This window comes from Treponema denticola (genome assembly GCF_024181405.1).
Taxonomy (GTDB): domain Bacteria; phylum Spirochaetota; class Spirochaetia; order Treponematales; family Treponemataceae; genus Treponema_B; species Treponema_B denticola_D.
In genome coordinates this window covers 1,373,344-1,388,615 of sequence record NZ_CP051302.1, presented here as the reverse complement: position 1 = coordinate 1,388,615, position 15,272 = coordinate 1,373,344, and the positions used below count along the sequence as shown (strand labels likewise).

Below are 15,272 nucleotides of genomic sequence, written 5' to 3'. Positions count from 1 at the left end.
CCCTTGAAATCGGCCGGAAAATATGATAAAATCGCCGTCTTGAGTGATAGGTCTTAAAGCATGGAATACTTTGATGATGATTATTTTGACGACGAAAAAATATACCCCCTGGACCCTAAAAAGGTTTCTTCTCTTTTGGAGGAGGACGGACCCCTTGCTTCATTTTTTGAAAAATACGAGGCCCGTGAGCCGCAGCTTGATTTAACAAAATCGATTTGCCGCTGTTTTAATGAAGAGGCTATAGGCGTCTTTGAGGCCGGTACAGGAGTAGGGAAGAGCCTTGCCTATCTTTTGCCTGCGATGATGTGGGCAAAACAAAATAAAAAACGCGTTGTAATTTCGACAGGGACTATAAATTTGCAGCAGCAGCTCATCGAAAAGGATGTTCTTACTGCAAAGAAAATTTTGGGAAAGGGTTTTCAGGATATGAAGGCTTGCCTTGTAAAGGGGCGGCATAATTTTTTATGCTTACGCCGGATGAGTCAGGCATTAAGGGAGAACGATTTTTTTACTGAGAGCCAGGAGGAGCTTGATAAGATAAAAGAATGGGCAACCGAAACAAAGGACGGCAGCCGCTCTGACCTTGATTTTATGCCGACGGAAAAAGTTTGGTCTACTGTTTGCTCCGAGCCCGACAACTGCCCGATGAACAAGTGCCCTTATTTTTCGGGCTGCTTTGTGATGAAGCTGAAAAGAGAAGCGGAAAACTCCTCCATACTGGTTGCTAATCATCACATCTTATTTGCAGACCTTTCAGTTAGGGCAGAAGGCTTCGGCTATCAGGGAACGGCAGTTCTTCCTTCTTACGACAATATAATAATCGATGAAGCTCACGGAATTGAAGACGCTGCACAAAGTTTTTTTTCGAGCGATATTTCCCGATTTGCCTTACACAAGCAAATCAACTTACTTTACCGATTTAGGCGGGGAAAGCAGGCAGGCATTTTAAGCGGCATAGTTTCAATATCCAAAAAGGCGGAACTCTTTACCGAAATCATAAATCTTCTCGAAGTTGCTGCAGCTTCTTTTAATATTCTTGAAGAACAAGCCTTGCAGGTTCTGCAAACCTATCAGTCAAAAAGCCTTGCACAAACTTCAAGCGATGAAAAAGAAAAACTCTTATCTTGTGTAGACAATTTTTTTAAAAACATAAACAACCTAAACATAAAACTTGAAAACCTTATCAATGCAGCTGATGGAGAAGAAGATGAAGAAGGCTATATAAGAGACGGTCTTGTAGTCTTGCGCCGCTTAAAAAAAATGGCTTCCGTAATGGAAAACTTTTTAAACAGCAGCGAATTCCCAAACGATGTTTTTTGGTTTGAAAAAATAAAAACCTCTCAAGGGGAGGCTGTCCGCTTTATTCAGACACCGTTAAATTTGGCCCCGATAATGCGGCGCTCGGTTTTTATGCCCATGGCAACCGTCATCTGTGTTTCCGCTACCTTAAAAATCGGAGACGATTTTAACTTTTGGCTTAACAGAAACGGCCTTTATAATTTTACCGAAAAGAAAATCATAAAAGATTTTTTCCCTTCTCCTTTTCCGTACGAAAAAAATGTTGTCTTTAATATTCCGACAGATATTCCCATGCCTGATGAAAACAATTTTCAAGATGCCGTAAACGAAACCGTCCTCGCCTTATTGGAAATAACTCAAGGCAAGACCCTTATTTTGTTTACGTCTTATGATTCTCTTCAAAAAACTTGCGAATATGTAAGAGAGCATATTGATGAAAAAATAAAGATTTTAAAACAGGGCGAGGCGGATAGAATGCAGCTTTTATATGAATTTAAAGATGATGTTACAAGCTGCCTTTTTGCTACTTCGTCTTTTTGGGCAGGGGTGGATGTGCCGGGAGAATCCCTTTCCCATGTAATTTTGGTAAAACTTCCATTTGCGGTTCCGACCGAACCCATATTTAAGGCAAGGGCTGATCTTATCGAAAAATCGGGCGGAAATTCCTTTATGCAGTTGAGCGTTCCCGAAGCTGTTGTACAATTTAGGCAGGGTTTTGGAAGGCTCATGCGTTCCAATACCGACAGGGGCATAGTTACCGTCCTGGATAAAAGAATTTTAGTAAAGCGTTACGGTTCAATATTTATTCAAAGCATTCCGCAAACAATTCAATGTTTTTCGGAAACAAAAGCCGTATTGAATAAAATAGAAGATTTTTTGTATAATAACTAGATTCAGTTTCATAGGAGAAGAAGATGGGTGCTCTTATTGCGATTTTATGTTGTTTGGTAGCCTTGTCATGGAGGGCTGCATTGATAGGTGTATGTCATTCCGTTTACAGACGCGGCTGTGATTGGGTTAATAGCGAAGTAATTGTAGGACCTGCTCCGCGCTTATTGTTTGCGATTTTTAAACAATATATCGGTTTTAGGTTTGAAGGAGATTATACTCTTACGGATCAGCTTCCTGAGCAGTATCTGGTTATATCCAATCATCAAAGCCTTTTAGACATAGTGGTTCACATGAACTATTATAACGGAACGCGTCTCCGTTTCGTTGCAAAAGAAGAACTCGGACATAATGTTCCCCTTGTTTCTCCTATGCTTAAAAGCGGAAAACATTGTTTGGTAAAAAGAACAGGAAGTCCGACGCAGGCTATGAAGGCTGTCGATAAATTTGCAGACCATGTTGTAAAAAACAATCTTATTCCCGTTATCTTCCCCGAAGGTTCCCGCTCAAAGGATGGTAATTTAAAAACTTTTCATGCGGCCGGGTTCCGCCGGTTTTTAAATGCGGCTCCAATGCCTGTAGCAGTCTGTGCCGTTGACGGAGGCTGGAAAATATCATCGCTGACCCGTATGGCAAAAAACCTAAAAGGCGGCGCATACAGGATTAAACTTTTAAAAATTTATGATGCTCCTCAAACAAAGGAAGAACAGATTAAGATTCTTGAAGAAGGAAAAACCCTCATTCAGGCCCAGCTTGATGAATGGCGTAAAGCCGATAAATAGCGATAAACCTTAACTTAGAATTTTATTTGTATAATAGCTTTAAATTTTCCTATCTTTATATTTTCAAGAGGATGAGCGTATTCAATACCAATATTTGCGGCTGTGCTTATGGTCATATAAAGTTTTCCGTAAACCGATTGGTAAATATCGGCCGTATTTTTTCCTGCGTCTAAAAAGTTAAAGATTGCCCTGTAGCCAGTTGTAATATTTAGCCTGTTAAAAAATATGGGAAGCCATGAACTTCCTGTTTGAATATCGTAACTTAAAAGATTTACTTCTCCTTCAAAACCTAATCCATAGTTTAATTTTCCCGGACGGATAAGTTTTTTTACGTTTTCATATTCGCTCATATTCGGAAGATAAGAGGCCATGCCCATCAAAGCCGTGCTGTTAAAAAATCCGTAGCTGCCGGTGTGCGGAAGAGCAAAGGCATTGTACCCGAAATATGAGCTTAAGTTTAATTTAATCGGAACTATAGGCGGCCTAAAGGCTGCATAGGCTTGAACGGCAAGAGCATTTGTTTTTGAAGGAAAATGGACGCCGTGTTTTAATCCGGCTGCCGCTTGAAGCATTATAAAATCTTTTGTAAAAAAATTCGTGTTTAACTTTTGAGCCGATTTTTGATAGGTATAAACTGCGGATAATTCTTCGGATAGGACGGGATTTCCTAATTTCTGTTCGTAAAGAGTTTTTGCACTTTTATAGGAAGAGCCGAAAAAGCTGAACCCTTCAATAGATAAACCGGCTTTTCCCGAAACATTATGATAAAAAGAATTTAAGGGTAAGAGCAATTCGCTTTCTATGTTGCTTCCGATTTTTCTATATTTAAAGGATTTATTTTCATCATAAAATTTAATCCGGATATCGGCAGGCCTTGTTGCTGCTTTAAATAAAATTGAAGTTTCATAAAAAAAAGGCTTAAAATAAAAAAGAGAAAGAGTTTCAAAATATAAAAAATTTGTAGGATCATTCCAATATAATTTTATACCGATTGGTACGGTTTTGTTTTCTCCTAAAAGTCCCGAAAAATCAATGATGGGCAGGGGAAAGGGTTTATGTATCCACGAAAAATAATTATACTTATCCTTTGTTAAAATCTCGGTATTAGGAATTTTTGTTTTTATTTCTTGAGCCGAAATATCAAACGGTTTTAACGATGCCTTTCTTTCAGTAAAAAGTGAAGAATCTATTTTATAAAGCGAGTTGTATTTTGTAAAAACTCCGGCATAGATAATTTCATATTCTTTAGTATCTTTTTTTTGCCTTACAACAGGAAAAAAAGTACCGCCGGAAATGTCTTTTTCCAAAACCTTTAACTCATTGGTTTTTAAATTAAAAAAAGCCGACCTGTAAAGGTTATCTTTACCGGCCCACGAAAAACTTAAAACAGGTTCTTTTTCCGAATTGTTGCTTTGCAAATATCTTATTGCGGGGAGAGGATTTTCGAATTCAAGTTTTTGTATTTTTTTTGAAACCGTATCGAGTATCAGAATGTCGCGGTTTATTCCGTTGGCGGCAATGATGGCGATTTTGTTTTTGCCTGCAAATACGGGATTGTAAATGGCCGAATAGGGAAGCCCCGGCCCTGCCTTTAAAAGACCGGTCTTTCCAAGACCGCTCTTGGAAAAACCTTCTTTTTTTTCAAAAGATTCTTGATCGATTAAAACAAGTTCGGAAAACTGACCTTTTATTTCGATTCCGCAAAGCGCTTCCCCACAAAAGGACGCATACCTTAAAGACGGAAATTCTTTACTTAAAAACTTTTTTTTCTGCATGTCAAAGATGGTTGCCCTATTGTGTTCGCCGCGAGGGGTGTTCACCAAATCGCTTACCAAAAGAAATTTTCCGTCTTGCGAAAAACTTAAAAAAGAAAGGGTTGGGTTTGCCGTAAAAAGTTTTTCTTCTTTTCCCGAATCGTCAAAAAATATTACGTTTTTTGTTGTAAAATCAAAACAGGCAAAGCCGTCTTTAGAGCTTGCAATAAGACTAAAACCTCCGGCTTCCTTAATCGGATTTTGAGGACTGAGAGCCTTTTCGGGAAAGTGAATAGATTCCAAAAAATTATTCCAAAGCTTATCGAGCTCTTTATTAAAAATCTTTTTTGTTTTTCCCTGAGGAAAAGAGGAAAGAGGATTAGCCCAGTATTTTACATAGGTTTCCATTCCGTAAATTTTTTGAAGATATTGGGCAAAGGCTCCGCCGTAAACATAAGGCCAAAGTCCGCCGGGGTAAATATCTCTGGCTCCTGCCGCCTGTTTCCATGAAGGACTTGCATTTTCAAGCCTCCCCTGCATTAGGTGGTGCATTATCAGGGGATCGTTTAGTCTGCCCTGATCGTCTTCCGCACTTTCGTACGAAACGGCAACACCCTCGGTAAAGGACATGGGGAGGAGGGGCAAAAAATATGTGAGCGAAATTGCATGGGTTAATTCATGATAGAGGACTTTTAAGATTATATCGCTTAAATTGCTTAGCTGACCTTCTTCCGGCAAGGTATCAAAAAGAACAATCCGGCGGTAGGGAAAAAAGGTATAATAGCCGTTTAAGGCTTCCTTTCCGCCTTCGATATAGATAGGCATTCTTTTTGGAATTTTACGGTTTAGTTTTTGAGAGATTTCTTCGGCATAATTGTCCGCATGTTCCGAAATCAAGGCTGCCGTCTTTTCCGATACCGGAGAATAAATTATATCGAAATACTTGGTTTTTTGAACAAAAAGATTTTGAGCATTTAGCTGTATAAGTGCACAGGTTAAAAAGGAAATAAAAAAGATGAATTTTGGTTTGCATTGCATATTCTGCAATTATGCGTAAAAAAACTTAGGCTGTCAAGTCGAGTACAGCTGCAGGAAGAGGAGAGCCTCCGTATCCTATGTTTTCGGTTTGTATCATCGTGTTTTTGATTTGATTGTGGTAGTAATCCAAAAGCCCGTCTATTTGATTTTCGCTTATTTCCGATTCGAGTTGAGCTGCTGCAGATTCCGTAAGTTTTGCTTTTTGAGCTTCATTGGTTTTCATGGATACAAGTTGGTCGATTATTGAGTTTAAGATTCTGAGCTTGTCGATACTCATGCCCGATTGACCCTGAGCTTGAGCAAAACCTGAAACATATTTAAAATGGGCGTAGAGGACTTGGCTTGCCTTGACGGGCACAAAGGCTCTTCCGCCTGCCGAAATCTTAGGCATTGCAATTTGAGAAAGAGCTTGAAGCGGCGAAGTGTTTGAAACCATCTATTCCTCCAAAAAAACTTTTATTGCTATAAAGATTATCGGAATTTTTAGAATTGCCTTTAAGTGAATAAAATTCTATTTTTTCGTCGAATTTATTGAAGATTTTGTTTTTTTGTGATAAACTGTACATATAATAATAATTGTAATGCTTATTTTTTTTGGAGAAATTATGTTAAAAAATGAGGGTGTAAACGAGAAGGTCAAATTCTCAATCGGTGCTAAACTGATAACTATTATTTCGATTTTGGTTGTGTTTTCTCTGGGCACTATAACAGGCCTTGTTACATGGTTTGTAGGTGAAGATATTCAAACCATGTCTGAAGAAAGCAACAGGACTGTAAATTTTCAAGCCGGAGCTGCAGCAGAAAAAGAACTTTTGTCGATAAAGGCCAATGCTTTTTTGTTCTTGGATGTTCTTAACTCGACCGAAACCGGGTCAGGCATAGCAAAGCAGACTGCCGATTTTTATTTTGAAAGAAACCCTCAGGTAGCGGCTGTTTTGGTTACCGATGCAAGAATGAATAAGCGTATTTATCGAAAACTCGTTAGTACCAACTTTTTCCTTTCCCGTGAATTGGATTATTCCGCTATCGACGAATTTATCGAAAACGAAATGGATACGGCTATTCAGGCGGAAAAAGGCATCGAGCAGGTTATAAATGCTTCTCCGTTTTTTGGAGAGCCCATCCTTGTTCTTTTTTATCCGTATAAGGAAAAAGGCTTGGATCAGGGGTTGGTAATCTTCTTTTCGGCTGAGACCCTATCCGAGAATATAGGTACGGGAAAACTCCAAACAACCTATCTTGTAAATAATTTGGGCGATATTTTGATTCATCCCGATTTTGAGCTTACCAAAAACGGAATTAACATAAGCGATTCAAAACTTTTTATAGAAATGCGCGAAAAAGGCGACATGAACAGGCAAATCCTTTTTACCGACAAGGAAGGAAAAAAACAGTTCGGTGCATACAGAAAAATTTCGATAGCCGATCTTGCTGTTTTGACTACAGCCGAGGCCGATAAGGTTTTGGAACCCGTAGTCAGGTCAACCTTTAAAAATGTTACTTTAGGCATTGCGGTTTTGGCTCTTGCAATCCTTTTTATCTGGTTTTTCTCCAAATCGATCAGTTCTCCGGTTAAGGCTCTTGCCTCGGCTGCCGGCGAAATAGAGCAGGGCAATTATGAACTCGATCTAAAGGCTAAAACAAAGGATGAAATAGGCCTTTTAACAAACAGCTTTGTAAGAATGGGCAAGGGCTTGGCTGAAAGAGAAAGACTCAAGGATTCTTTCGGCCGCTTTATAAACAAGGAAATTGCAGAGCTTGCTATGAAGGGTGAGCTCGCACTGGGAGGCGAAACAAAGGAAACGACCATTTTCTTCTCGGATATACGCTCATTTACGGCAATTTCCGAAAAACTTGAACCGAATGAGGTTGTAGAATTCCTCAACGAATACATGACCCAGATGGTAGAGTGCGTAAACGATACCCATGGTGTAGTAGATAAATTTATAGGTGATGCCGTTATGGCTGTTTGGGGAGCTCCCACAAGTGCGGGAAATCCGAGAAAGGATGCTCTTAACTGTATAAGGGCTGCTTTAAGGATGAGAGCCGCACTGATTATCTTCAATCAAGGAAGGGGAGGCGATAAAAAGCCTATAATCCGAATAGGCTGCGGTATTAACTCGGGCCCTGTTGTTGCAGGTCAGATAGGTTCCAAAAAGAGGATGGAATATACGGTAATAGGCGATGCCGTAAACTTGGCCTCCCGTACCGAAGCCTTAAATAAGCCTCTCGGAACGGATATTCTTATTACCGAAAACACTTATCGGCTTGTAAAAGATAAGGTCTTGGTTGAAGAAATGCCCTCGGTTACGGTTAAAGGAAAATCGGCTCCTTTAAGAATGTTTGCGGTTATCAATATGCCTGAAGAAACCGGCATTCCCGGAGCGGGAGAAAAAGGCCCAAAAACTTTAGCTCAAGTTAGAGAAAAATTAGGAATTCCTACTCCCGATTTAAATAAGGTAGATGTAAATGAAGACGAAAAGAAATACGACATTCAAGCCCAAAACAAACAGTAATTTTTTAGACCTTGTTGTGGTCATTGTTTCTCTGGCGGTTATATCTTTAGACTTGTTTTTGTTTGTAAAGGAGCTAAACAGAACATTTGAACGCACGGATACTCCTATAGCTACCATTGAATACAAATACAAAACCGTTCAGCGTAAATTCAACGATAGAGCCGTATGGGACCGTCCCGTTCAAAATTCTTATTTATATAACGGAGATACGATAAGAACCGCAAATGAAGCCTTGGCAACCATTCATTTTTTGGGAAGTGAAGATGCAGGCAATGTAGTCGAAGTTGACTCAAACACTATGGTTCAGATTTTTGCCAAAAATGAAGAATCCGAGCTTAATTTGAATTCGGGCTCGGTTTCGGCAAAAACAGCAAACAATAATTTACGTTTAAAATCGAATAATGCAGACATAAACATCGAAAAAGGCTCGGTATTGCATGTGCAAAAAGGTGATGCTGAAAGTCTTCAGCTTGCGGTAGAAGAAGGTTCCGTTTCCGTTACAGGCAGTAAAACCGGAGAAACCGAAGTTCTTGAATCCGGTTCAGTTTTACAGCAGGGGCAGGCGGCCAAGTTAGTTATGATAAGCCCGGGTAAAAATACGAGAATCTTAAATCAATCGAGGGATGATTTAGGTGTCGATATTAAGTTTAAGTGGCAATCTTCCTTTCCCAATAATGAAGAAATATTCCTTGAAACTTCTCCTTTGAGCAATTTTAGCGTAGACACTAAAAGATATGATGTCCGAGGTTTAAAAGAATTTACCGTCAGGCACGACAGCGGAGCCTTGCACTGGAGATTGGCGTCTAAGTCAGGGTCTGAAGAAGATACCGTATCCGGAAAAGTAACGGTTATAAAGGCTCCGGCCCCGTTAAATCTTCTTCCTGAAGCGGAAAAAACCTTTGCATATAATACAAATCCTCCCAATATCAGATTTTTATGGGAGGGTAATGAGCTTTCTTCATATTACACGGTTGAAATTGCAGACAATAAGAATATGGAAAATCCCAAAGTGGTAAAGAATTCGAGTACGGAATCTTTTTCGCTTTCGGAGTTGACGGAAGGAACTTGGTATTGGCGTGTTCTTCCAAAATACGGATTCGATTCTTCATTTAAAGCTCAAGCCTCGGATGTTTCTGTTTTCCGTATAAAAAAGACCGAAGAAGCCGAGAAACCTAAACTTCTTTATATGAAAAAGGTTATGGATACCTCGAAGGGAAAGGGCCTTACCTTTTCATGGAAGCCCAATTTGGATGCGGAAAAATACAGGGTAAAAATAGCCAGAGATAAGGCGATGACCGATGTTCTTATAAACGATATAGTTATAACGAGCTATTTGGACTTAAAAGAAGCTTCAAAACTTTTGCCTAACGGTGAGTATTTTATGACCGTTGCTTCTCTTGATGCAAAAGAAAACGAAATCGGCATAAGTGATGTTGCCTCTTTTATAACTATGGACTCCGAGATTATTTTGCGTGCCGTATTTCCACCTAATGATTATAGTTTGCTTCAACCTCTGACAGGAGACACCTTTTTTACATGGAAGAGTAATTTCGATTCGGAACAGATTTTTCAGGTTTCGGATACCGAAGATTTTAAAAAACTTACCGTTAATAAGGCTGTCAAAGGTTTAGGCATTGAAGGAATTGTTTTGCCCGAAGGCAAATGGTATTGGCGCGTATGTACCGAACTGGACGGAAAGCAGTATGTATCTGACGTAAAAAAATTAAACGTTATTCCTCTTCTCGATAAGCCTGAACTGGACAATGCGAAAACTAGCATTGTAATAGTGCCCGGACGTAAAAGCAAATTTAACTGGAAACCGGTAGAAGGCGCAGATTATTATCAGGTAAAACTGACGGACAGAATTCCCGGATCTAAACCTCTTTATGAAGACCTTTTTGCTTCAAAAACCGAAATAGAAATTGCTATGGGTAAATTTGAAGACGGGGATTACATATTGAATATACAGGCCTTTGCAAATGCAACATTGACTTCAAGCAGAAAATTTGGAAAGTCTCAGGCACACGGCTTTACGGCAAAACATTTGAGGCCTGTAGAGCTGTTAAAACCTGCCGAAGGTGCAAAGATTGACGGTATAGAAGCCGCTCTTAATCCTTCTCAGGCAGAGTGGTCGTCCGTTCATCCGCCTGTAGGTGTGGAATTTATTTTGGAAAAGGTAGGTGTAAGTGCTCCCGTTTTTGCTTTAAAAGATGCGGGGTATAAGGTGCAGCTTCCGCCTTTAGTATCAGGAAAATACCGCTGGAAGGTAATAGCCGAAACCGAAGACGGCTTCGATATTTCATCGGAAAAATATTCCGCATTTACGGTTTTGCCCATACCGCCCCTTCCAAGGACAATGTTTATATTCCCGGGAGAAAAAGAAGTCTTAGGCATTCCCTTCTTTTCTTCACATCGAAGTATAGTCTTTAAGTGGAAGCCTGTTGATAAGGCAACTCACTATGTTATGAAATTGTATAACGAAAAAAACAAAATAATTGCAAGCACCGAAATTAAAGCGAAACCTGGAGCGGGGGATCTTGTTTATGAATTTAAGGATTTAAGCCGATTATCGCGCGGTGCATTCTTTATAGAAGTTATTGCGGAACGGCGTTTGGACAGCGGATTGGTGTTTCAAACCGGAACTCCTTCAAGAAAGCGCTTTGACATCGACTTACCTAAAAAAGATAATGTAGAAACCGATGAAACGGGAGTCCTTTATGGAAGATAAAAGAATATTTACCAGGAATTTAGTGATTTTATTTTTGCTGTTTTTATTCTCTTTGGGAGCTTTTGCTCAAAAGGTTGAAGATAAAAATCAAAATGCTGAAAAGAATACTGAAGTAAAGAAAAATTATATTATTGAAACGGAAGGGAAAAAAACGGTTTTTTATCAAACACTTTCTTGGGAAAATGTAGAAGGTATCTTGCATTTTGAATTCGAGCTTGAAAGAAAAGAAAAAAACGGCAAGTGGGTTATTATAGATAAAAAGAAATTAAAGAAAAATTCTCTTGATGTTTCCTTACCTGCCGGAAAGTATCGGTACAGGGTAAAGGTTATAAACCTTCTCGGTCAGGTGGATGCCGTAAGTGCAGACCGTTATTTTGACATTCTTGTGGCTTATCAGCCTGAAACTTATTCTGTTTCTCCTACTGCGGTCTATTTTGATGAAGAATATAGTGATGTTGTAAGTCTTTCAGGCAAGAATTTTAGGGAAGAAACCACCTTTGCTCTTAAAAAGGAAGGTGGAGCTCCCATTTTCGGCAAAATTTTAGAGATAAGTGCTAACGGAACCAAGGCAAAAATAAGTTTTAATATGTTGAGAATCAATCCTGGAGAATATGAATTTGTTGTTACCGACCCAAGCGGTTTAAAAGATTCAAAACAGAAAATGACATTTAAATTTCAAAAACCTGTCGATATTTATCTGTCAGGCGGCTATGCCTTTAACGGCTTTGCAGGGAACAAGCTTTTTAAAGAATACTTCGGAAAAGATTTTGCTGCCTTAAGCGGTGTTTTAAGGTTTAGTTTTGTGCCGATAAAGCGTTCCTATGGAAATTTCGGATTTAACTTTACCGGTTCGGGAATGGACTTAAGAAAAAAAGACTCGGATTATACCCTGTCTGCAGGACTTCTTTTAGCCGGTATACAGGCCGTCTACATGAAACCTATAATAAGGCATCGGCTCAATTTTGATGCTCACCTGGGTTTCGGCACTGCATTTGTGGTAAATACACAATTTGTTTTTCCCGAGTTTAAAAGCCCAAAATCATGGTATTGGGGGTTGACAATGAATTTAGGAACAGCCTTACAAGTTTATGTTTATAAAAAATTATATATCGAAGTAAATCTCGATCATATAATTCCGTTTAGAACAGGTTTTCCCAAATACATAGTACAGCCATCTCTTTCCGTAGGGTGGGAATTCTAGCATTGGAGTTTTTTATGAAAAAAATTTTAAAGATTTTACTAATTTCAGCGGTATTGCTGACAACTGCCATTGTATTTACAAGCTGTAAACAATTTATAGATAATCCTGAAGAATTCTTAGGTTACTGGTCGAGTGAAGTCGTTCCTACAGGATTCAGCATCGATAAGCCCTATCAAATAAGTAATGACGGAGCACTGTGCATACCGTCGGATTCGCCTGTAACGCTTACGATTAAACTGCATAACCCGAGAAAATTCAGCTTAATTACGCCTACGTCAACGTCCTCAGCAGCAGACGTGCAGAAGATTATAAATTTTCCCGGGCTTTTAACGCAGACGACATACGGCGCGCACTACACTTTGGAGCAGACACCTGACAAAACGGCATTGAGGCTCACATACAAGTCAGGCTTTTTGAAAGACTATGAGTGGGGTACGGGTAACATAAGCCCCGAAATTACCCTCACTTCCACAGACGGCAGAAAATTCAATAAGAAGTTCAGTCTGAACCTAAAGGCGGATACAGCTCCTAAACTCAGTTCTTCCATAACAATCGGTAAAACGGCAAACCCTATAGGCGGTAAGTATTATTACGTTATTATATTGAAAGCCGAAGATATGACCGAAACGGCGGGTACCGGATCTTCTGCCGGAAAGCGGCAGAAGGACATTGAAGAGCTGTCCGTAACAGGCGGTGATTCGGCTGCGATAGCGTTTACATCGGGAAATACAGCCTTTGAACCAAGCGGCCGACTGCTTGCTTCAACCGAAGTTCTTGATCTTTCAGGTGATGAGACTTCGCCGGCAGCTCCCTCATGGAATGGTGCTCTCAATAACGATTCTTGGGCATTGCGTTATAGAACGGATACGGAAGTAAAGACTGCAAGAAAAAACTATACATTCACTCTTATAGATGAAGCAGGCTTAAAATCTTCTGACATTCACGTATCAACCCCTGCAACGAAGGCGGAAGATGCAAAGCTGTACTATAATTCAAAAGACATATCTACACAAGCAGGTAACTCAAGCAGTCCGTATCTAATAAGTACCGAATCGTCGATTACGGTTAAGGCAAAAACGGAAACAACCGGTGCAAGCATAGCAGGAAAACTCTTCCGGAAAACATCCGGTGTATGGAGTGAGGTTAGAGGCATCAACAGCGGCTCTAATACCGAGGTTGATATAACGTTGGAGGCTCCATCTAATCTTGGTCATGAGATAGAATATAAAATAAGCCTGACTACAGGCGGTGAGGGTTTTGCTGCGGGCACTGCTAAAGAGTTTTATGTTAAAGTAAGAAAAGGTACGGTCTTAGAGATTAAGAGCGGCGATATTAATCCATGGACCAAGCTTAAAACCGAGGTAGAACAGTCTAGCGGCGGTGCCGACATAATCAAAATCACCGGCAAAATTAAAGCTCCTGGACCGAATAACCAAATTAATGTAAGTCGAACCGTTAAAATAATGGGCTCTAATAAGAATACCGATATATTGGATGCTGATGATACAACCTTTATTTTTGATATGAGGCTACACGGCGTATTGACTCTTGAAAAGCTGACGCTCCAAAATGGAAAGAATCCCGATACTGACAATGGCGGCGGTGCGATCTACAGTGGTTTATCAGGAGAATTGACAACAGTAGATGTTATTATCAAAGACTGTACGGCAACAAAGAATGGAGGCGGCATTTATGTACACAACCATGGTAACATTATCTTGATAGATACGGAAATAAAGGGTTGTACCGCAAGTCAATACGGCGGCGGCGTGTATGTGGGTGAAAACGGTACTTTTAAGATGCATGGCGGCACGATTAAGAATAATACAAGCACTCTGGGAAAAGGCGTTTATGTAGCAGGCGCTCCTTATCCGGGTATGAGTGACGGTGAGTTTATCATGGGCGGCGAAGCCTGTGTAGGGAAATGGGAAAGCAACGGTACCCTGCAAGACGGCAATGATGTGTATTTAGGAAAGAACTCGATAAGCGACTACCTTGTCAAAATAGAAATTGACAAAAGTGAACCTATAGCGAAACCAAAGGCTGCCTGTATTACTCCGGAATCCTATGGTGCCGGCGAAAAGGTACTAATGATGTTGGGCGGCAGTACGGATGTAGGGGCTTATAATGATAGGTTCACCGTAACCCCGGAAGATTTAGGCAGCGGCAATACGCAGACATGGTCAATAGATGATAATGGGAAATTAACAAGCCATACGAAAGTACGGTATGATCAGTTGGAAGCCTTCCTTACTTCGCCTCAGGTTTCGTCAACTGCAATAAACCGTATCGAAATAACCGGTGAGATACCGCAAAATCACTTTGATGGCAGCAGCTCGGGTTCCGGAGAACTCAACAAAAGGATAAAAAAAGCCGGCTCTAAAAAACTTGCGCTTAAACTGCCCGCCGGCATTTCAGGCGTTACTTCGATGGAAAATTGTTTTTCAGGGTGCGGCAACCTTGTTTCTGTGGAGAATATTCCTTCAAGCATTACGAATATGAAGGAATGTTTTTTGAACTGTACCGGTTTAACCATAGCTCCATCTATTCCTAATGGTGTTATGAATATGGAGGGCTGTTTTTACGGGTGTAAAAAATTAACCACAGCTCCCACTATTCCTAATAGTGTTAAGAATATGAAAGAATGTTTTTTGAACTGTACCGGTTTAACCACAGTTCCCGGTATTTCGAATAGTGTTACGGATATGGATAGCTGTTTTAGAGGATGTAAAGAATTAACGATAGGTCCAGATATTCCCTCAAGTGTTAAGAATATGAAGGAATGTTTTTTGAACTGTACAAAGTTGAAAGGAGTAAAAATTAATCGTGGTTATCTTGGCTGCAATTTTACACATACTTTTCTGCACTGCTCTGACTTGGATGAAGGGGGAATAAAGGTTCCTTCAACTTCTCTTCAAACCTATAAGGATAATAAGGACACTATGGGAATAAGTAGAGATACTAAGTTTTCTGCAATAACACCTTAATTAAACCTGGTGTAGTAGTAATGCTTAATTAGGAAGCTGTTCCTAATTAAGCATTACAAATTTTTCAATTTCTGCTTAG

The 15,272-nt window shown here is 39.9% G+C and carries 8 protein-coding genes; 6 read left to right on the top strand and 2 right to left on the bottom strand.

From position 1 onward, the window contains the following. The first annotated feature begins 60 nt into the window (after positions 1–60). The gene (locus tag HGJ18_RS06690; RefSeq protein WP_253695248.1) at positions 61–2,190 is read left to right on the top strand and encodes an ATP-dependent DNA helicase; all 2,130 of its coding nucleotides are present in this window, start codon (positions 61–63) and stop codon (positions 2,188–2,190) included. 23 nt (positions 2,191–2,213) lie between these two features. Beyond that, the gene (locus HGJ18_RS06685) at positions 2,214–2,969 is read left to right on the top strand and encodes a lysophospholipid acyltransferase family protein (RefSeq protein WP_253695247.1); all 756 of its coding nucleotides are present in this window, start codon (positions 2,214–2,216) and stop codon (positions 2,967–2,969) included. Positions 2,970–2,983: 14 nt separating this feature from the next. Here HGJ18_RS06685 and HGJ18_RS06680 read toward each other — a convergent pair whose 3' ends face one another. Both HGJ18_RS06680 and HGJ18_RS06675 read right to left on the bottom strand, forming a co-directional pair. Then, positions 2,984–5,761, bottom strand: coding sequence for a hypothetical protein (locus tag HGJ18_RS06680; protein ID WP_253695246.1), 2,778 nt, complete (start codon positions 5,759–5,761; stop codon positions 2,984–2,986). Between the two features lie 25 nt (positions 5,762–5,786). Then, positions 5,787–6,197: a hypothetical protein gene (locus HGJ18_RS06675; RefSeq protein WP_253695245.1), complete on the bottom strand. Its 411-nt coding sequence runs from the start codon at positions 6,195–6,197 to the stop codon at positions 5,787–5,789. A gap of 169 nt (positions 6,198–6,366) precedes the next feature. Between HGJ18_RS06675 and HGJ18_RS06670 the strand changes: the two genes are divergently transcribed. Genes HGJ18_RS06670 through HGJ18_RS06655 form a run of 4 tightly spaced genes read left to right on the top strand, consistent with a single transcriptional unit; the run spans position 6,367 to position 15,193 of the window. After that, complete coding sequence (locus tag HGJ18_RS06670; protein ID WP_253695244.1) at positions 6,367–8,277, top strand: adenylate/guanylate cyclase domain-containing protein; 1,911 nt, start codon at positions 6,367–6,369, stop codon at positions 8,275–8,277. Continuing rightward, complete coding sequence (locus HGJ18_RS06665) at positions 8,231–11,005, top strand: FecR domain-containing protein (RefSeq protein WP_253695243.1); 2,775 nt, start codon at positions 8,231–8,233, stop codon at positions 11,003–11,005. The genes HGJ18_RS06670 and HGJ18_RS06665 overlap by 47 nt, the downstream gene beginning before the upstream one ends. Then, positions 10,995–12,206 carry a fibronectin type III domain-containing protein gene (locus HGJ18_RS06660; protein WP_253695242.1) on the top strand — a complete coding sequence of 404 codons (1,212 nt, stop codon included), beginning with the start codon at positions 10,995–10,997 and terminating at the stop codon, positions 12,204–12,206. Before HGJ18_RS06665 ends, HGJ18_RS06660 begins: the two co-directional genes overlap by 11 nt. A 14-nt stretch (positions 12,207–12,220) precedes the next feature. Next, complete coding sequence (locus tag HGJ18_RS06655) at positions 12,221–15,193, top strand: leucine-rich repeat domain-containing protein (RefSeq protein WP_253698304.1); 2,973 nt, start codon at positions 12,221–12,223, stop codon at positions 15,191–15,193. Positions 15,194–15,272 lie beyond the last annotated feature (79 nt).

Coding starts and splice junctions, on each gene's coding strand:
- HGJ18_RS06665 (WP_253695243.1), top strand. CDS start 8,231: ATGAAGACGAAAAGAAATACGACATTCAAGCCCAAAACAAACAGTAAT.
- HGJ18_RS06655 (WP_253698304.1), top strand. CDS start 12,221: ATGAAAAAAATTTTAAAGATTTTACTAATTTCAGCGGTATTGCTGACA.
- HGJ18_RS06680 (WP_253695246.1), bottom strand. CDS start 5,761: ATGCAATGCAAACCAAAATTCATCTTTTTTATTTCCTTTTTAACCTGT.
- HGJ18_RS06675 (WP_253695245.1), bottom strand. CDS start 6,197: ATGGTTTCAAACACTTCGCCGCTTCAAGCTCTTTCTCAAATTGCAATG.
- HGJ18_RS06690 (WP_253695248.1), top strand. CDS start 61: ATGGAATACTTTGATGATGATTATTTTGACGACGAAAAAATATACCCC.
- HGJ18_RS06660 (WP_253695242.1), top strand. CDS start 10,995: ATGGAAGATAAAAGAATATTTACCAGGAATTTAGTGATTTTATTTTTG.
- HGJ18_RS06670 (WP_253695244.1), top strand. CDS start 6,367: ATGTTAAAAAATGAGGGTGTAAACGAGAAGGTCAAATTCTCAATCGGT.
- HGJ18_RS06685 (WP_253695247.1), top strand. CDS start 2,214: ATGGGTGCTCTTATTGCGATTTTATGTTGTTTGGTAGCCTTGTCATGG.